Source organism: Streptomyces sp. NPDC049585, from assembly GCF_040675615.1.
Lineage (GTDB): Bacteria > Actinomycetota > Actinomycetes > Streptomycetales > Streptomycetaceae > Streptomyces > Streptomyces luteosporeus.
The window spans coordinates 22,416-39,988 of record NZ_JBFAPE010000022.1 but is presented as its reverse complement, the minus strand read 5'-3'; the positions used below and the strand labels follow the sequence as shown (position 1 = coordinate 39,988).

Annotated in this window: 16 protein-coding genes; 2 read left to right on the top strand and 14 right to left on the bottom strand. The window is 73.0% G+C overall.

Going from position 1 to position 17,573, the window contains the following annotated elements; translation table 11 throughout:
• Positions 1–95 precede the first annotated feature (95 nt).
• The 4 genes from der to AB0K17_RS21795 all read right to left on the bottom strand — a co-directional run bounded on the left by der (position 96) and on the right by AB0K17_RS21795 (position 4,143).
• Positions 96–1,556 (bottom strand): ribosome biogenesis GTPase Der, encoded by a 1,461-nt coding sequence (gene der / locus AB0K17_RS21810; RefSeq protein WP_365968983.1) that lies wholly within the window; start codon positions 1,554–1,556, stop codon positions 96–98.
• 61 nt (positions 1,557–1,617) lie between these two features.
• Positions 1,618–2,205, bottom strand: coding sequence for a lysophospholipid acyltransferase family protein (locus AB0K17_RS21805; protein ID WP_365968999.1), 588 nt, complete (start codon positions 2,203–2,205; stop codon positions 1,618–1,620).
• 44 nt (positions 2,206–2,249) lie between these two features.
• Entirely contained in the window at positions 2,250–2,963 is a 714-nt protein-coding gene (gene cmk, locus AB0K17_RS21800; protein ID WP_365968982.1) for a (d)CMP kinase, read from the bottom strand.
• Positions 2,964–3,057: 94 nt separating this feature from the next.
• Positions 3,058–4,143 carry a prephenate dehydrogenase gene (locus AB0K17_RS21795; RefSeq protein WP_365968981.1) on the bottom strand — a complete coding sequence of 362 codons (1,086 nt, stop codon included), beginning with the start codon at positions 4,141–4,143 and terminating at the stop codon, positions 3,058–3,060.
• 31 nt (positions 4,144–4,174) lie between these two features.
• Between AB0K17_RS21795 and AB0K17_RS21790 the strand changes: the two genes are divergently transcribed.
• Both AB0K17_RS21790 and AB0K17_RS21785 read left to right on the top strand, forming a co-directional pair.
• Positions 4,175–4,537: a DUF952 domain-containing protein gene (locus AB0K17_RS21790; protein ID WP_365968980.1), complete on the top strand. Its 363-nt coding sequence runs from the start codon at positions 4,175–4,177 to the stop codon at positions 4,535–4,537.
• Positions 4,538–4,584: 47 nt separating this feature from the next.
• A complete protein-coding gene (locus tag AB0K17_RS21785) occupies positions 4,585–5,202 on the top strand; it encodes a nucleotidyltransferase domain-containing protein (RefSeq protein WP_365968998.1) in 618 nt (205 codons plus the stop codon).
• Positions 5,203–5,204: 2 nt separating this feature from the next.
• Here AB0K17_RS21785 and AB0K17_RS21780 read toward each other — a convergent pair whose 3' ends face one another.
• The 10 genes from AB0K17_RS21780 to AB0K17_RS21735 form a co-directional block, all read right to left on the bottom strand.
• Complete coding sequence (locus AB0K17_RS21780) at positions 5,205–6,011, bottom strand: nucleotidyltransferase domain-containing protein (protein WP_365968979.1); 807 nt, start codon at positions 6,009–6,011, stop codon at positions 5,205–5,207.
• Positions 6,012–6,085: 74 nt separating this feature from the next.
• Entirely contained in the window at positions 6,086–7,399 is a 1,314-nt protein-coding gene (locus AB0K17_RS21775) for a pseudouridine synthase (RefSeq protein WP_365983928.1), read from the bottom strand.
• The gene (gene scpB / locus AB0K17_RS21770) at positions 7,399–8,028 is read right to left on the bottom strand and encodes an SMC-Scp complex subunit ScpB (protein ID WP_365983927.1); all 630 of its coding nucleotides are present in this window, start codon (positions 8,026–8,028) and stop codon (positions 7,399–7,401) included. Before scpB ends, AB0K17_RS21775 begins: the two co-directional genes overlap by 1 nt.
• Positions 8,025–9,197 (bottom strand): segregation/condensation protein A, encoded by a 1,173-nt coding sequence (locus AB0K17_RS21765; protein WP_365983926.1) that lies wholly within the window; start codon positions 9,195–9,197, stop codon positions 8,025–8,027. Before AB0K17_RS21765 ends, scpB begins: the two co-directional genes overlap by 4 nt.
• Before the next feature lie 60 nt (positions 9,198–9,257).
• Positions 9,258–9,770, bottom strand: a complete 513-nt coding sequence (locus AB0K17_RS21760; RefSeq protein WP_365968975.1) for a hypothetical protein — start codon at positions 9,768–9,770, stop codon at positions 9,258–9,260.
• On the bottom strand, positions 9,755–10,924 hold the full coding sequence (locus AB0K17_RS21755) for a ParA family protein (protein ID WP_365968974.1): 1,170 nt from the start codon (positions 10,922–10,924) through the stop codon (positions 9,755–9,757). The genes AB0K17_RS21760 and AB0K17_RS21755 overlap by 16 nt, the downstream gene beginning before the upstream one ends.
• Positions 10,925–11,203: 279 nt before the next feature.
• Positions 11,204–12,319 (bottom strand): alanine dehydrogenase, encoded by a 1,116-nt coding sequence (gene ald / locus AB0K17_RS21750; RefSeq protein ID WP_365968997.1) that lies wholly within the window; start codon positions 12,317–12,319, stop codon positions 11,204–11,206.
• 210 nt (positions 12,320–12,529) lie between these two features.
• Positions 12,530–14,593 (bottom strand): tetratricopeptide repeat protein, encoded by a 2,064-nt coding sequence (locus AB0K17_RS21745; RefSeq protein ID WP_365983925.1) that lies wholly within the window; start codon positions 14,591–14,593, stop codon positions 12,530–12,532.
• A 177-nt stretch (positions 14,594–14,770) separates the two neighbouring features.
• Positions 14,771–15,397 (bottom strand): NUDIX hydrolase, encoded by a 627-nt coding sequence (locus AB0K17_RS21740; protein WP_365983924.1) that lies wholly within the window; start codon positions 15,395–15,397, stop codon positions 14,771–14,773.
• Between the two features lie 92 nt (positions 15,398–15,489).
• Complete coding sequence (locus AB0K17_RS21735; protein ID WP_365968996.1) at positions 15,490–17,136, bottom strand: CTP synthase; 1,647 nt, start codon at positions 17,134–17,136, stop codon at positions 15,490–15,492.
• Positions 17,137–17,573: the final 437 nt, after the last annotated feature.

The following is a 17,573-nucleotide window of genomic DNA, read 5'->3' as shown; positions in this document are numbered from 1 at the left end:
CTCGCAGACGTTCACTTCTTGCGCCCGCGCTTCTCGCGGCAGTGCCACCCGGGGGACGCCCCCCGGACCCCCGGCCGCCCCGCGGTGCCCACCGCCTACTTCTTGCGCCCGCGCTTCTCGCGCACGCGCACCGAGATGTGGATCGGCGTGCCCTCGAAGCCGAACTCCTCGCGCAGGCGGCGCTCGACGAAGCGGCGGTAGCCCGCCTCCAGGAAGCCGGAGGCGAAGAGCACGAAGCGCGGGGGCTTGGTGCCCGCCTGGGTGCCGAAGAGGATGCGGGGCTGCTTGCCGCCGCGGATCGGGTGCGGGTGGGCCGCGACGAGCTCGCCGAGGAAGGCGTTCAGGCGCCCGGTCGGCACCCGCGTCTCCCAGCCCGCCAGCGCCGTCTCGATCGCCGGGACCAGCTTCTCCATGTGCCGGCCCGTCTGCGCCGAGACGTTCACCCGCGGGGCCCAGGAGATCTGCTGCAGCTCGGTCTCGATCTCGCGCTCGAGGTAGTAGCGGCGCTCCTCGTCGAGGGTGTCCCACTTGTTGTAGGCGATGACCATGGCGCGGCCGGCCTCGACGGCCATGGTGATGATGCGCTGGTCCTGGACGGAGATGCTCTCGCTGGCGTCGATGAGGACGACGGCGACCTCCGCCTTCTCCACCGCGGCCGCGGTGCGCAGGGAGGCGTAGTAGTCGGCGCCCTCCTGCAGGTGGACGCGCTTGCGGATGCCGGCGGTGTCGACGAACTTCCAGGTCTTGCCGCCGAGGTCGATCAGCTCGTCGACCGGGTCGCGGGTGGTGCCGGCGAGCTCGTTGACGACGACGCGCTCCTCGCCGGCGACCTTGTTCAGCAGGGAGGACTTGCCGACGTTGGGGCGGCCGATCAGCGCGACGCGGCGGGGGCCGCCGACGACGTTGCCGAAGGTCTGGGCGGGGGCCTCGGGCAGGGCCTTGAGGACCTCGTCGAGCATGTCACCGGTGCCGCGGCCGTGCAGCGCGGAGACCGGCATGGGCTCGCCCAGGCCCAGCGACCACAGCATGGCAGCGTCCGCCTCGGCGGAGGGGCCGTCGACCTTGTTGGCGCACAGCACGACGGGCTTGCCGGCCCGGCGCAGCAGCTTGACCACGGCCTCGTCGGTGTCGGTGGCGCCGACGGTGGCGTCCACGACGAAGACCACCGCGTCGGCGGCCTCGATGGCGTACTCGGCCTGGGCGGCGACGGAGGCGTCGATGCCGAGGACGTCCTGCTCCCAGCCGCCGGTGTCGACGACCTTGAAGCGGCGGCCGGCCCACTCGGCCTCGTAGGTGACGCGGTCGCGGGTGACGCCGGGGCGGTCCTCGACGACGGCCTCGCGGCGGCCGATGATGCGGTTCACCAGGGTCGACTTGCCCACGTTGGGGCGGCCGACGACGGCGAGCACCGGCAGCGGGCCGTGGCCGGCCTCGCCGAGCGCGCCCTCGACCTCCTCGGCGTCGAAGCCCTCCTGCGCCGCGAGCTCCATGAACTCCGCGTACTCGGCGTCGCCAAGCTCACCGTGCTCGTCGCCGGTGTGGATCTGGTCGTCCATGAAGTCCGTTCCTCGTTCTTCTTCATCGGCGGACCCTTACGGCCCGCTACTCAAGTCTCGTTCAGCGGCCGGTGAGCCGCTTGGCGTCCGCCAGGTGGGCGGCGAGGCGCTGCTGGATGCGGACAGTCGCCTCGTCCAGCGCCTTGCGGGTGCGGCGGCCGGTGCCGTCGCCGGCCTCGAAGGGGTCACCGAAGACCACGTCGACGCCGCTGCGCAGCGGCGGCAGCGCCGCTATGGCCCGGCCCCTGCGCTCGGTGCTGCCGAGGACCGCCACGGGCACGATCGGCGCCCCCGAGCGCAGCGCGAAGTACGCCAGGCCCCCGCGCAGGGCGGCGAAGTCGCCCTCGCCCCGGGTGCCCTCGGGGAAGATGCCCAGCACGCCGTCCTGCTCCAGGACCTCCAGGGCGCGGGTGACCGCGGTGCGGTCGGCGACCGAGCGGTCCACCTCCAGCTGACCGATGGCGCGCAGGAAGGCGCCCAGGGGGCCGACGAAGGCCTCCTTCTTGATCAGGAAGTGCACCGGCCGGGGCGCGGTGCCCATCAGCATCGGCCCGTCGATGTTGTGGGAGTGGTTGACGGCCAGGATGCAGGGGCCCGCGGCGGGCACCCGCCAGGCGCCCAGCACGCGCGGCTTCCACAGCCCGTACATCAGGCCGATGCCGATCCGCCGCCCGACGGCGGCACCGGTGCCGCTCACGCGGACCGCTTCTCCTCTACGAGCGTGACCACGCACTCGATGACCTGCTCGAGCGTGAGGTCGGTGGTGTCCACCTCGACGGCGTCGGCGGCCTTGGCCAGCGGGGAGGTCTTGCGGCCGGAGTCGGCGGCGTCCCGCTTGATCAGGGCGGCCTGCGTGGCGGCCAGGTCGGTGGCCTCCTTGCCCTTGAGCTCGCCGCTGCGGCGAGCCGCGCGGGCCTCGGGCGAGGCGGTGAGGAAGACCTTGAGGTCGGCGTCGGGCAGGACGGTGGTGCCGATGTCCCGGCCCTCGACGACGATGCCGTGCGGGGCCTCGGCGGCGATGGCGCGCTGCAGCTCGGTCAGCCGGGTGCGCACCTCCGGCACCGCGCTGACCGCGCTGACGGCGGCGGTGACGCGCTGGGTGCGGATGGGGCCGGCGGCGTCCTCGCCGTCGACGGTGATCGTCGGGGCGGACGGGTCCGTACCGGAGACGATCACGGGCTTGCCCGCGGCCTGGGCCACGGCGGCGGCGTCGTCGACGTCGATGCCGTTGGCCAGCATCCACCAGGTGATCGCCCGGTACTGGGCGCCGGTGTCCAGGTAGCGCAGGCCCAGCTTGGCGGCCACGGCCCTGGAAGTGCTGGACTTGCCCGTGCCGGAGGGGCCGTCGATGCCGACGACGACAGCGGCCGGGGCGGTCCGGGCGGCGGTTTCCACGGTGTCGGACACCTTCCTCGTGCACGGGGTGGTCGATGGTGAGCCCTTCGGTGGGCTCACACAAGGTTACTGGCTCGCCGGACCACCCCGCGCAGCCGCTGCCGCGCTACTGCCGCACCGACCAGCCGCGGTCCCGCAGGGTGGCCGACAGCGGGGCCACCGCGCCGGGCTCGACCATCAGCTGGATCAGACCCGACTGCTGGCCGGTGGCGTGCTCGATGCGGACGTCCTCGATGTTGATGCCCGCCCGGCCGGCGTCGGCGAAGATCCGTGCCAGCTCGCCCGGCTGGTCGCCGATGAGCACCGTGACGGTCTCGTACGTGGCCGGGGCCGCGCCGTGCTTGCCCGGCACCCGGGACCGCCCGTTGTTGCCGCGCCGCAGCACGCCCTCGATGCCGACGGCGCCGTCCAGGCGCTTGTCCTCGTCGGCGGAGTCCAGGGCGCGCAGGGCCCGTACGGCCTCGTCCAGGTCGCCGGCGACGGCGGCCAGCACATCGGCGACGGGGCCGGGGTTGGCGGAGAGGATGTCGACCCACATGCGCGGGTCGGAGGCGGCGATGCGGGTGACGTCCCGGATGCCCTGGCCGCACAGCCGCACCGCCGTCTCGTCGGCGTCCTCCAGCCGGGCCGCGACCAGGCTGGAGACCAGCTGCGGGGTGTGCGAGACCAGCGCGACGGCCCGGTCGTGGGCGTCGGCGTCCATCACCACGGGCACCGCGCGGCAGAAGGACACGAGCTCCAGGGCGACGTTGAGGACCTCGGTGTCGGTGTCGTGGGTGGGCGTGAGCACCCACGGCCGGCCCTCGAAGAGGTCGGCGCTCGCGGCCATCGGCCCCGAGCGCTCCCGGCCCGCCATCGGGTGGGTGCCCAGGTAGCGGCTCAGGTCGCAGCCCAGGTCCGTCAGCTCGCGGCGCGGGCCGCCCTTGACGCTCGCGACGTCGAGGTAGGCGCGGGCCGCCCCGTCGCGGATCGCCTCGGCCAGGGTCGCGGCGACGTGCGCCGGCGGCACGGCGACGATCGCGAGGTCCACCGGCCCCTCGGGCGCCTGGTCCGTGCCGGCGCCGCGCGCGGCCGCCGTTCGGGCCTGGGCGGGGTCGTGGTCCCTCAGATGCACCTGGACGCCCCGGGCGGCCAGGGCGAGGGCGGCGGAGGTGCCGATCAGTCCGGTTCCGATGACAAGCGCGGTTCTCACACCGCCCAGCCTAGTCGGGTAGAAACGAGCCATGATCTTTCACGTGGTCCCGCTGGACGACTGGCTGGCCGTGCCCGACCGCCCCTACTCCCCCGCCTCCCTGGCCGACGAGGGCTTCGTCCACTGCTCGCCGGACGAGGCGACCACACTGGCCGTGGCGACGGCGTTCTACCGCGAGGTGCCGGGCCCGCTGATGGTCCTGCTCATCGACGAGCACAAGCTCGGCGTCCTCGTCCGCTGGGAGGCCGCCGACCCCGCCCCACCCCCCGGCGTCGCCCCTGGCACCCTCTTCCCCCACGTCTACGGCCGCATCGCACGCGATGCGGTGGACGGCATGATGGAGATCCAGCGCGACGCGGAGGGCCGGGCGACGGGGCTGGCGGTGTGGTCGTGAACGCCGCGCACGCCCTGGTCACCGAGCACACGATCTACTCCTGCGTGATGGGCTCGCGCGCCTTCGGCCTGGCCACGGAGGCCAGCGACACCGACCGGCGCGGGGTGTTCGTACCCCCCACCCCGATGTTCTGGGGCCTGACCAAGCCGCCCCCGCACGTGGAGGGCCCGGAGGAGGAGCGCTTCTCCTGGGAGCTGGAACGCTTCTGCGAACTGGCCCTGAGGTCGAACCCCAACGCCCTGGAGACCCTCCACTCGCCTCTGGTCGAACACGCCGACGCGAGGGGCCACGAGCTGCTGGACCTGCGCGGGGCGTTCCTCAGCCGCAAGGCCCACCGGAGCTTCACGGGCTACGCACAGGCCCAGCACCGCAAACTCCGCACGGCGGCACCCCGCTGGAAGCCGGCCATGCACATGCTGCGCCTGCTCACCTCGTGCCGCGACCTGCTGCGCACCGGAACGCTGACGCTGGACGTGGGGGCGGAGCGGGAGCGCCTTTTGTCCGTACGCCGCGGCGAGGTCCCCTGGCCCCGCGTCGACGCGTGGGCGACGCGCCTGCTCGAGGAGTGCGAGGAAGCACTGACCGCCAGCCCACTGCCGGAGGAGCCGGACACGGCACGCGTCGAGGACTTCCTGATACGGGTGCGCCGCGCGTCGGCGGCCTGACGTCAGCAGACGGCGAGGCGGGCCCGTACGACGAGATCGTGCAGGGCGTCGTGCACTCCCGCCGCCGGAACCTGCGGCAGCGCCGAGGCCTCCTGCGCCGCGTCCAGCACACCGTGCAGCGCCTCGACGTCCGCGCGCAGCCGGGCTCCGTCGACCACGTCTCCGGCGGTCCCGTGCTCGGCCTCCGCCTTGGCGGCGATCAGCTCGGCCACGTACCCGGGGGCCTCGACGAGGCCGAGCAGCGTGGGCAGGTGGGCGACGACCTCGCCGCTGCGCATGAGGTGGATGCCGGTCAGCAGCACCCGCAGCGTGTAGAGCAGGGGCTTGAGCTCGTGCTGCTTGGCGAAGAGCCGCCACTGGGTGTTCGCGAAGCCGCGGTAGTGGTGGGCGTGGTGCGCGGTCAGCACGCCGGGGGCGAGGGCCACCAGCTCGGCGTGGACGTCCGTGGTGTGCACCACCAGCGGCGAGAGCAGCTGCTCGAGGACGTAGCCGTTGCGGCGCAGCATCAGCCGGACGAACTTGCGCAGGTCGTGCGTGACGAGATCCATCTCCGTCCCGTCACGGTCGCCCATCCGTGTGAGCGTCTCCTCGCCTTCCGTGAGGCCGATGAGGTCCTCCAGCGGCAGCAGGTGCACGCCGCGCAGGTCGACGTCGGAGTCGCGGGAAGGAAAGCCGTACAGGTGTGCGCCGGAGACGGTCGCGAAGAGCAAGGGGTGCGTCTGCTGCGCGAGGACGGGAGACAGGTCGGTCGTCGGCAGGCCGGCCTCCAAGAGCCGCAGGGTCCGGGAGGGTATCTCGTTGACGCTCATGACCTGCAGTGTTTCAGCCCGCGCCGGCGGCGGAACGGCTGGGGAGCCGTTCCGCCGCCGGCGCGGCGGGCCTGCTACAGGTCGACCTCGCGCATCAGCATGCCGACCTCCGTGTTCGTCAGGCGGCGCAGCCAGCCCGACTTCTGGTCGCCCAGGGCGATGGGGCCGAAGGAGGTGCGGACCAGCTTCTCGACCGGGAAGCCCGCCTCCGCCAGCATGCGGCGGACGATGTGCTTGCGGCCCTCGTGGAGGGTGACCTCCACCAGGTAGTTCTTGCCGGTCTGCTGGATGACGCGGAAGTTGTCCGCGCGGGCGTAGCCGTCCTCCAGCTGGATGCCGCTCTTGAGCTGCTTGCCGATGTCGCGCGGCAGCGGGCCGGTGATGGCGGCCAGGTAGGTCTTCTGGACGCCGTAGCGCGGGTGGGTGAGGCGGTGGGCCAGCTCGCCGTGGTTGGTGAGCAGGATGATGCCCTCGGTCTCCGTGTCGAGGCGGCCGACGTGGAAGAGCCGGGTCTCGCGGTTGGTGACGTAGTCGCCGAGGCACTGGCGGCCGTCGGGGTCCTCCATGGTGGAGACGACGCCGGCGGGCTTGTTCAGGGCGAAGAACAGGTACGACTGGGTGGCCACGGTCAGGCCGTCGACCTTGATCTCGTCCTTCTCCGGGTCGACGCGCAGGCCCTGCTCGGTGACGATCTGCCCGTTGACCTCGACGCGGGCCATCTCGATCAGCTCTTCGCAGGCGCGGCGCGAGCCCATGCCGGCACGGGCCAGCACCTTCTGCAGGCGCTCGCCCTCCTGCTCGGCGCCGGGGAAGGTCTTGGGCGTCTTCACCTGCGGCTTGTTGTGCCGCTCCCGGTTGCGCTCCTCGATCTTGGCGTCGAGCTCGCGCGGGCGGGCGGGGGCGTAGCCGTGGCCGCGGGCGGGCCCGCTGCTGCGGCCGCCGGAGCCGGCCGTGGAGCTCCGCCTGGGGCCGCCCTTGGCACCGCCGCGGGCCGCCTCGCCGCGGCCGCCGGTGCGCCCGCCGGTGCGGCCGCTGGTGGCACCGCCCCGGGTGCGCTCGGCGTCGGGACCCACGTCGTAGCGGCGCTCCTCGGGGCGCGGACGGCGCGGACGCTCCTGCTGCCGGTCGTCACGACGGTCGTCACGACGGTCGTCACGACGGTCGTCGCGGCGGTCGTCACGACGGTCCCCGCCGCGACCGCCGTCGTAACGCCCACCCTCGGAGCGGCCGCCGTAGCCGCCGCCGGAGCGGCCGCCGCTCTCGGGGCGTCCGCCGCCAGAACGGCCGCCGCCCGCGCGCCCGCCACCGGACCCCGGACGGGGGGACCCTCCTCGGGCACCCCGGTTGTCCCGGTCGCCGCTTCCGCTGTTCCTGCCGCTGCTTCGCATCAAAGTTCCGTCTTGTCGTCTGCGTCGTGGTCCGGGGCGTCCGGGTCGAAGGACGGGACTCCCTCCGGGGAGTCGCCCTCGACGGCTTCCGCCTCGGGGAGGAACGGGGCGAGCTCGGGAAGCTCTTCCAGGCCGCGCAGGCCCATCCGCTCCAGAAAGTAATTCGTCGTCCTGTACAGGATCGCACCTGTTTCGGGTTCCGTCCCCGCCTCCTCCACCAGACCGCGCTGCAGGAGGGTGCGCATCACGCCGTCGCAGTTGACTCCGCGCACGGCCGAGACCCTCGAACGGCTGACCGGCTGACGGTACGCGACGACGGCCAGGGTCTCCAGTGCGGCCTGGGTCAGCCGGGCCTGCTGGCCGTCCAGGACGAAGGCCTCCACGGCCGGTGCGTACGCGGCCCGGGTGAAGAAGCGCCAGCCCCCGGCGACCTGGCGCAGGTCGAAGCCGCGGCCCTGGGCCGCGTACTCGTCCGCCAGCTCGCCCAGTGCGTCGGCGACCTCGCGCCGCGTGCGGTCGAGGACCTTCGCGAGGTGCTCCTCGGTGGCCGGCTCGTCGACGACCATGAGCACGGCCTCCAGGGCCGGCTTGAGCGCCAGTGGTGGTGCCTCGTACGTCTGCTCGCTCATGCCTTCTCCTCCTCCGGCTGCGATTCCGGCTCCGAGTCCGGCTCCGGCTCGCGGTCGAACTCGTCCGTCACCACCGGTGCCGCGTCCTGCGCGCCCGTCCAGCGGACGGTCAGCGTCCCCAGGGCCTCGCCCTGGTCCAGGGCGACGGCGCGCTCGCGGTAGAGCTCCAGCAGGGCCAGGAAGCGCGCCACGACGGTCAGGGTGTCGGGGGCGTCCTCGGTGAGCGCGGCGAAGGTCGCCTCCCCGGCGACGCGCAGCCGGGTGACCACCACCTCGGCCTGCTCGCGGACGCTGACGAGCGGGGCGTGGATGTGGTCGACGTACACCTGCGGTGCGGGCTTGGGCTGCATGGCCTTGACGGCCAGCTCCGCCAGGCGCGCGGGGCCGATGCCGAGGACGACCTCGGGCAGCAGCTCGGCGTGCTGCGGCTCCAGGCCGACGGTACGGGGGTGGCGCAGGTCCTCGTGCGCCAGCCGCTCGCAGAAGATCTCGGCGATGCGCTTGTACGCGCGGTACTGCAGGAGCCGGGCGAACAGCAGGTCGCGGGCCTCCAGCAGGGCGAGGTCCGCCTCGTCCTCCACCTCCGCGGCCGGCAGCAGCCGGGCGGCCTTGAGGTCGAGCAGGGTGGCGGCGACGACCAGGAACTCGGTGATCTCGTCGAGGTCGAAGCCCTCGCCCATGGCCCTGACGTGCGCCATGAACTCGTCGGTGACCTTGGACAGCGCGACCTCGGTGACGTCCAGCTTGTGCTTGGAGATCAGCTGCAACAGCAGGTCGAAGGGCCCCTCGAAGTTCTCCAACCGCACCCTGAACCGACCGCCCTCGGCCTCCGCCCCGTCCGGACCGCCGGGCGCCTGCGGCTCCGCCGCGCTGCCGCCGTTGGCGGTCTCGACCGGGCCGTCGCCGTTGGGGGCGGAAACGCCCGCCGCACCGGGGGCCGCCGCCCGAGCGGGCTCCGTGCAGGGTGCCGCAGCGTGGACGAGAGCGCCGGGTGCCTCGGCGTCGTCCGCCCGGGCGGGTGCGGGCTGCGGTGGCAGGGGGTCCGTGCCCGGCGCCGGCCGTGAGGTGGCGAGGGCGTTGCCCTCGTCCTGGGGCGTGCCGGCAGGCGTCACGGCTCCGGGGCCGCGGCCCAGGTGGCGGCGGGCCGGGTGGGGGGCGGCTGCGGGCATGAAAGGGGTCCAAGGGGTGGGGCGCGGTGTACGGGCCCGAGGCTAGCGCGGCGGGGTGGGTCAGCGGCCGCGCAGGCGTCGTACGAGGATGCTCGCGTCGCCGCGCGACTCCAGGTCGGCCAGGACGACGGCGACGGCCTCCCGGACGATGCGGCCGCGGTCGACGGCGAGTCCGTGCTCACCGCGCAGCACCAGCCGGGCGTGTTCGAGGTCCATGAGCTCCTCGGCGGAGACATAGACGGTGATCTTCTCGTCGTGGCGTTCGCGGCCGCTGGGCCGGCGGCCGGCGGCGCGGCCGCGACGCTTGGCGGGGGCGGCAGCGGGCGTGCCGTCGTTGCGGGTGGGGGCGGGGCGCCGTTCGGTGTCCTGTTCCTGGCCGGTGCCGGCCGCTGCCGCGGCCGCGGCCGGCGCGGCGGGGGCCGGCCGGTCGCCGTCGGGCGCGTCGCCCGGTCCCGGCACCCGTGGCGGCGTCTCGCCGTTGGCCTTGCGGCGCGGGCTGGAGGACTGCAGTCCCATGCCGCCCGTGGTGCGGAACAGCTCGTCGGCGCCGGGCAGGCTCACTCGGCGTGACAACGGGCGAGCACCTCCCTGGCCAGCTGACGGTACGCGGCGGCGCCGACGGAGTTGGAGGCGTACGTGGTGATGGGCTCGCCGGCGACCGTGGTCTCGGGGAAGCGGACGGTGCGTCCGATGACCGTGTGGTAGACGTGGTCGTCGAACGCCTCGACGACGCGTGCAAGGACCTCGCGGCTGTGCACGGTGCGCGAGTCGTACATGGTGGCGAGGATGCCGTCGAGCTCCAGCTCGGGGTTGAGCCGCTCCTGGACCTTCTCGATGGTCTCGGTGAGCAGGGCCACGCCGCGCAGGGCGAAGAATTCGCACTCCAGCGGCACGATCACCTTGTGAGCGGCCGTCAGGGCGTTGACGGTGAGCAGGCCGAGCGAGGGCTGACAGTCGATCACGATGTAGTCGTAGTCGGCCATCAGGGGCTTGAGGGCGCGCTGCAGCGTGGACTCGCGGGCGACCTCGCTGACGAGCTGGACCTCGGCCGCTGACAAATCGATATTGCTGGGCAGCAGGTCCATGTTGGGCACGGCCGTCTTCAGCAGCACCTCGTCGGCCGACATGCCCCGCTCCATGAGCAGGTTGTAGACCGTCAGGTCGAGCTCCATGGGGTTGACCCCGAGGCCGACCGAGAGCGCGCCCTGCGGGTCGAAGTCGACGAGCAGGACCCGGCGGCCGTATTCGGCGAGCGCCGCGCCCAGGTTGATGGTCGAGGTGGTCTTGCCCACCCCGCCCTTCTGGTTGCACATGGCAATGATCTTGGCCGGGCCGTGGTCGGCCAGCGGTCCGGGGATCGGGAAGTAGGGCAGGGGCCGCCCGGTGGGGCCGATGCGCTCGCGGCGCTGGCGGGCCGCATCGGGGGCGAGGGTGGCCGCGTACTCGGGGTCGGGCTCGTACTCGGCGTCGGGGTCGTAGAAGTGACCGTCCGGCAGTTCCTCGTAGTCGGCGAGGCTGGTGGGCTCCATGGCGCCCGTGTCGCCGGCCATGGCGTTCACGTGTTGACCGTCCATGCTCTGGTGGGCTGTCGTCGTGCTCTGGATGTTCTGGTGCGCTGCGAAGGTGTGGACGGCGACGGAGCCGACAGCGTGGAGTCCCACGGGACTCGGGCCCTGCGCAAGCGTTCCTGGGTGACCACCCCCGGGAGCAAATGTCGACTCATTCACAAGTCGTCCTACCTCCTTGGTGACCAGGAAACATCTAGATAGGTCAGCGTGACACCATGCCGACGGTTGGCGACTCTATGGCGTGTCGGCGGTCCGCAGCAACACAATCCGCCGGAGACGGCACGATGTGTCGGCAATCGAACACCCTTCTGTCAAGGGTCTACGGCGGATAACCCGGAAGAATCACGGGCGGGTCAAAGCATGGCGAAACACCCCGGCCGGGCCTTGCGCGAACAAGGCCCGGCCGGGTAAGTGACTGCGTTCGGCGCGCGGTTGGCGTCAGCCCAGCAGGGTGTTCAGCTCGACGTGCGCAAGGCCGTGCGCCTCGGCGACCGGGCCGTAGACGACCTGGCCCTCGTGCACGTTGAGGCCCTTGGCCAGCGCGGCGTCACGACGCAGCGCCTCCTGCCAGCCGAGGTTCGCCAGCTGCACGATGTAGGGCAGCGTGGCGTTGGTCAGCGCGTAGGTGGAGGTGTTGGGCACCGCACCCGGCATGTTGGCGACGCAGTAGAAGACGGAGTCGTGGACCGTGAAGGTCGGCTCCGCGTGGGTGGTGGGACGGGAGTCCTCGAAGCAGCCGCCCTGGTCGATGGCAATGTCGACAAGGACACTTCCGGGCTTCATCTTGGCGACGAGCTCGTTGGTGACCAGCTTGGGGGCCTTGGCGCCCGGGATCAGGACGGCGCCGATGACGAGGTCGGCCTCGACGACGGCCTTCTCCAGCTCGTAGGCGTTGGAGACGATCGTCTGCACCTTGGTGCCGAAGACCTTGTCGGCCTCGCGGAGCTTGTTGATGTCCTTGTCCAGCAGGGTGACGTGGAAGCCCATGCCGACGGCGATCTGGGCGGCGTTCCAGCCCGAGACGCCACCGCCGATGACGACGGCCTTGCCGGCGTGGGTGCCCGGGACGCCGCCCGGCAGCACGCCGCGGCCGCCGGCCGAGCGCATCAGGTGGTAGGCGCCGACCTGCGGGGCCAGGCGGCCCGCGACCTCGGACATCGGGGCGAGCAGCGGCAGCGCGCGGTTGGCGAGCTCGACGGTCTCGTACGCGATGGCGGTGGTGCCGGACTCCATCAGGGCGTCGGTGCACTCACGGGAGGCGGCCAGGTGCAGGTAGGTGAAGAGGGTCTGGCCCTTGCGCATGCGGTGGTACTCCTCCGCAATGGGCTCCTTGACCTTCAGCAGCAGGTCCGCGGTGGCCCAGACCTCGTCGGCGCTGTCGAGGATCGTCGCACCGGCACCGACGTACTCGGCGTCGGTGATGGAGGAGCCGAGACCGGCACCCTTCTCGATGACGACCTGATGGCCGTTGCGCACCAGCTCGAGCACGCCCGCGGGGGTGATGGCCACGCGGTATTCGTTGTTCTTGACCTCGCGGGGGATGCCGACCTTCACGTCGATCACGGTCCTTGAATCAGAGAATGACAGGCTATTCCCGATATGCCGGGCATACCAGGGCAGACCGCGTCGGTCGCGGCCTTGCCAGTCTAATGAAGGATTGCGCGCTGTCTAGCCTTGCAAATCACCAATCTTTGTGGCCGAGACCACTGGTTTCGTAGGTCGAGGATTTGATACCGGCGGTACGGTGCGTTGTCCTGTCAGGGGCTACGGGCGCCGCCCCTCGTGCGCGCCGTCCGCCGGCGGCGGCACGGCCGGCCGCTCGGCCGGCAGCCGGGCCGCAAGGGCGCGCTGCTCCTCGGCGGCCTGCTGCTCGCCGAGCCGGTCGAGGGCCTCGGCCAGGCGCAGCCGCAGCGCCGCCTCCAGGGCCGTCTCGCCCGCAGCGCGGGCGGCCTCGGCCGCCTCCAGGAAGGCCCGCCGGGCCTGCACGGTACGGCCCGCGCCGTCGAGCACCCGGGCCACCTCGGCCAGCGCCCGGGCGTGCCCGGCGCGGTCGCGCAGCCTGCGGTAGGCCGCGGCGGCCGCCCGCCAGTCGCGCAGCGCCTCCGCCCACTGGCCGGCGTACTCGTGGACCGTGCCCAGCCGCCCGTACAGCCGGGCCTCGTCCGCCAGCTCGCCGCGGGTCAGCCGCAGCTCCAGCCCCCGGCCGTACCAGTCGGCGGCGCGCTGCCAGTCGCCGAGCTCCTGGTGGGCGGCGGCCACCGACTCCAGCGCCCGGCTGGTGACGTACGGGTCACCCGCCTCGCGCGCCGACTGCAGCGCCTGGCGGTAGCGTTCGAGCGCCTCGTGGGTGCGCCCGGCCCGGGCGTCGAGGTCGCCGAGGTTGAGCAGGGCCGCCGCCTTCTCCAGCGGCATCTCGCAGCGCCGGGCGACGTCCAGGACGAGCTGGTGCAGCCCGTACAGCTCCGGGGCGGCGGTCTCGGGGCCGAGGTGGGCGGTCAGCGCCCGGGTCAGGGCCGAGACCAGCCGGCGGGCGAGGGTGTCGAGCCGGCCGTCCTCCACGGCCAGCCGGGCGGCGGCCAGCAGGGCCGGCAGCCGGGCCAGCAGCCACTCCTCGGCGGCCTGCCGGGTGGGGAAGCGCAGGGCCCGGGGCAGCTGCTCGATCCTGCGCCGCACCGCCGGGTCGTCGCGCTCAGTGGCCGCCCGGCAGGAGTGCAGCTGGCGCACGGTGCGCTCCAGCATGCGCGCCCGGGCCAGCTCGATCTCGGCCGGCCGCTCCTGCGCATGCAGCAGCGAGTCGATCATTGCGGCGAGGCAGCCGGGCACCCGGTACTGCGGGGGCAGCGCCTCGCCCTCGCCGGCCGGACCCTCGGCGCGCAGCAGGCCCCGGGTGGCCAGGTCCTCCAGCACGGACTGGGCGGTCGACAGCGAGCAGCCGGCCAGGGCCGAGGCCACATGGGCGTCGGCCAGCCCGGCCGGGGCCAGGCCCAGCAGGTGCAGCATGCGGGCGGTGGGCGCGGGCAGCGCCTCGTAGGCGAGCCAGAAGGCGCGGGCCAGCGGACCGCCGGCGGCCTCTCCCCCGCCGGCCGGCGGCAGCTCGCGCAGCCGCCGGGCCGCGTCGACCACCGTGGTCTTGGGCAGGGCGGCCAGCCAGCCGCCGACGAGGACGAGGGCCGCGGGCTGCCCGCAGCACTCCTCGACGACCCGGGAGGCCGCCACCGGGTCGCAGGTGATGCGGGTGGGCCCGGCGTACCACTCCAGCAGTTCGACGGCCGCCGGCGCGTCCAGGCCGCCCAGGGTGCACGGGCGCACGTCGGGCACGCCGGTCAGCGGGCCGCGGGAGACGGCCACGACCAGGCACGCGGGCTCGTCGGGCAGCAGCGGCTCGACCTGCTCGGCGCCGGAGGCGTCGTCGAGGAGCAGCAGCACCCGCTTGCCGTTCAGGGCGGTGCGCAGCGCCTGGGTGAGCTCGTCCTCCTCGGCGCCCGCCGGTACGGGTGCGTCCAGGGCGGCCAGCAGGGCGCGGGCGGTGCGTTCGGTGGGCACCGGCTCGCCGTCGGCGCCCGTCAGCCGGGCGCGCAGTACTCCGTCCGGGTAGTCCGTGACGAGCTGCCGGGCGAGCTCCTCGGCCAGCGCGGTGCGGCCCGATCCGGGCCGGCCGGCGATGAGCAGCACCCGGCCGCGCGGCTGCTTGCGGCCGGAGAGGGTGTCGAGTCCGGCGCGGACGATGTCGGCGCGCAGCTCCTTGAGCTCGCGCAGCCGCCCGACGAACAGATCCCCGCGCTCCGCCGTGAAGGCCGCATGGGGCGCGAGTCGCTGACGGGTCGCCACGGGTCCACTCCCTGCACGCACGAGCCCGGCCGCGGCCGCGGCCGGGAACGCTTCGAGCCTAGTTCACCGTGTCGTGAGGTCCGGGTAACAGCCGGGGGCAACGCGGTCCGCCGGCAGCGAAGATCACCTATTCGGGTTGACCTATCGTCGCATCAAAAGGCCCCGGAGAGCGGGGCGTCACGCCTCGTAGGGGCGGGCCGGCCAGGGGGCGTCGGCCGGGCGCAGGGCCTCGGGGCCGTCGCCGGCCAGGGCGGCGGACAGCGCGAGCACGCCGACGACCAGGCAGGTGTTGTGCAGTTCGCCGACGAGGACGCCGCGCACCAGATCGGCCAGCGGCACCCGGTCCACCTGCATGTCGAGCTCCTCGTGCTCGACGGCGAAGCGCTCGCCCTCCACGGCGGAGATGCCGCGGGCGAGGAAGACGCGCACCGCCTCGTCGCAGCCGCCGGGCGAGGTGTAGACGTCGGTCAGCACCCGCCAGTCCTCGGCCTCGACGTGGGCCTCCTCGTACAGCTCGCGCTGGGCGGCGCGCAGCGGGTGCTCGCCGGGCACGTCGAGCAGGCCGGCGGGGATCTCCCACAGCCGCTGGCGGACGGGGTGGCGGTACTGGTTGACGACCAGGACGCGGCCTTCGTCGTCGAGGGCGAGGACGGCGACCGAGCCGGGGTGGGTCTGGTAGTCGCGGGTGGCGGTGGTGCCGTCGGGCATCACCACGGTGTCCGTGCGGACCCCGGTCTTGGCGCCCTGGAACGGCGTGCGCGTCGCGGTGACCTGCCACTCCTCGGCGGTGTCCTTGATGCCCATGTGCGGTCCTCCAACAAAAGTCCCCGGCGGATACGGAAAAGCCGGGGCGAGGGGCCCCGTAGGAGGCCCTCACCCCGGCTCAACCGTACCGATCAGCCCTGCTGGCGCTGCACGGCCGCCTTCACCAGGCCCGCGAAGAGCGGGTGCGGGCGGGTCGGGCGGGAGCGCAGCTCCGGGTGGGCCTGGGTGGCCACCAGGTAGGGGTGCACCTCGCGCGGGTACTCGACGTACTCCACGAGCTTGTTGTCCGGGGAGGTGCCGGAGAAGACGATGCCCGCCTTCTTCTCCAGCTCGCTGCGGTAGGCGTTGTTGACCTCGTAGCGGTGGCGGTGGCGCTCCTCGACGTACGGGGCGTCGCCGTAGACCTCGCGGACGATGGACCCCTCGGCCAGCTTGGCCGGGTACATGCCCAGGCGCATGGTGCCGCCCATGTCGCCCTCGCCGGCCACGATGTCCATCTGCTCGGCCATGGTGGAGATGACCGGGTGGGCGGTGGCGGGGTCGAACTCGGTGGAGTTGGCGCCCTCGATGCCGGCCAGGTTGCGGGCGGCCTCGATGACCACGCACTGCAGGCCCAGGCACAGGCCCAGCAGCGGGATCCTGTTCTCGCGGGCGTAGGTGATGGCGCCGACCTTGCCGTTGACACCGCGGTCGCCGAAGCCGCCGGGGATGCAGATCGCGTCGACGTCGGAGAGCTGCTGCTTGGCGCCCGCCGGGGTCTTGCACTCGTCGGAGGTGACCCACTTGATCTTCACGCGGGCCTTGTTGGCGAAGCCGCCGGCGCGGATGGCCTCGGTCACCGACAGGTAGGCGTCGGGCAGGTCGATGTACTTGCCGACCAGGGCGACGGTGACCTCGTGCTCGGGCTGGTGGACGCGCTCGAGCAGGTCGTCCCACTGCGCCCAGTCCACGTCGCGGAAGGGCAGGTCGAGCTTGCGCACGACGTAGGCGTCCAGGCCCTCGGCGTGCAGCACCTTGGGGATGTCGTAGATCGACTTGGCGTCGATGGCGGCGACCACCGCGTCCTCGTCGACGTCGCACATCAGCGAGATCTTGCGCTTGATGGCGGTGGGCACCTCGCGGTCGGCGCGCAGCACGATCGCGTCGGGCTGGATGCCGATGTTGCGCAGGGCGGCGACCGAGTGCTGGGTCGGCTTGGTCTTCAGCTCGCCGGAGGGGCCGATGTAGGGCAGCAGCGAGATGTGCACGACGAAGACGTTGTCGCGGCCGACCTCGTGGCGGACCTGGCGGACGGTCTCCAGGAACGGCAGCGACTCGATGTCGCCGACGGTGCCGCCGACCTCGGTGATGACGACGTCGACGTCGTCGGTGGCCATGCGGCGGATGCGGTGCTTGATCTCGTTGGTGATGTGCGGGATGACCTGGACGGTGTCGCCCAGGTACTCGCCGCGCCGCTCCTTGGCGATCACCGTGGAGTAGACCTGGCCGGTGGTGACGTTGGCGCTGCCGTCGAGGTCGACGTCGAGGAAGCGCTCGTAGTGGCCGATGTCCAGGTCGGTCTCGGCGCCGTCGTTGGTGACGAACACCTCACCGTGCTGGAACGGGTTCATCGTGCCCGGGTCGACGTTGAGGTACGGGTCGAGCTTCTGCATCGTCACCCGCAGACCCCGGGCCTTGAGCAGCGCGCCCAGGCTGGAGGCGGTCAGCCCCTTGCCGAGCGAGGAGGCGACACCCCCGGTGACGAAGAGGTGCTTGGTCGTCGTGGGCTTTGCGGCAATTGCCAAAGGGGGGCTCCCGTGGTCGCGAGGTGAAGGTGCGTACCGGCGATCACCCTGCCGTTCGTCGGGGGTGCCGTCGCTGCGGTCGGGGGGTCTTTGGCCCGCCGGTCCACGGGGTACCAGGGTATCAGCGCCGGGGGCCGGGCGCGTCCGGTGACGCGGCCCGAGCTGGGACGGAACCGTCCGTCACGGGGGCCTCACCGCTCGCGCACGGGGCGCGCTCCCGGCGCGCACCGGGCCACCCATTCGGCACATGTTCCCCCATCAAGCGTCGCGCGTCTCCCAACTGCGCGTCGTATCCTGCTCGGACACACGCAGCGAGCCGGCCGGCACGGCACTTCCCGCCCTTCCCCAGCTACCGCTGGGAGGGGCCCTTCCCGGAACAGAGCTCGTCGAAGATCGCTTGACCGTCAGAGGCCCTTTGGGGTCCTGGATGC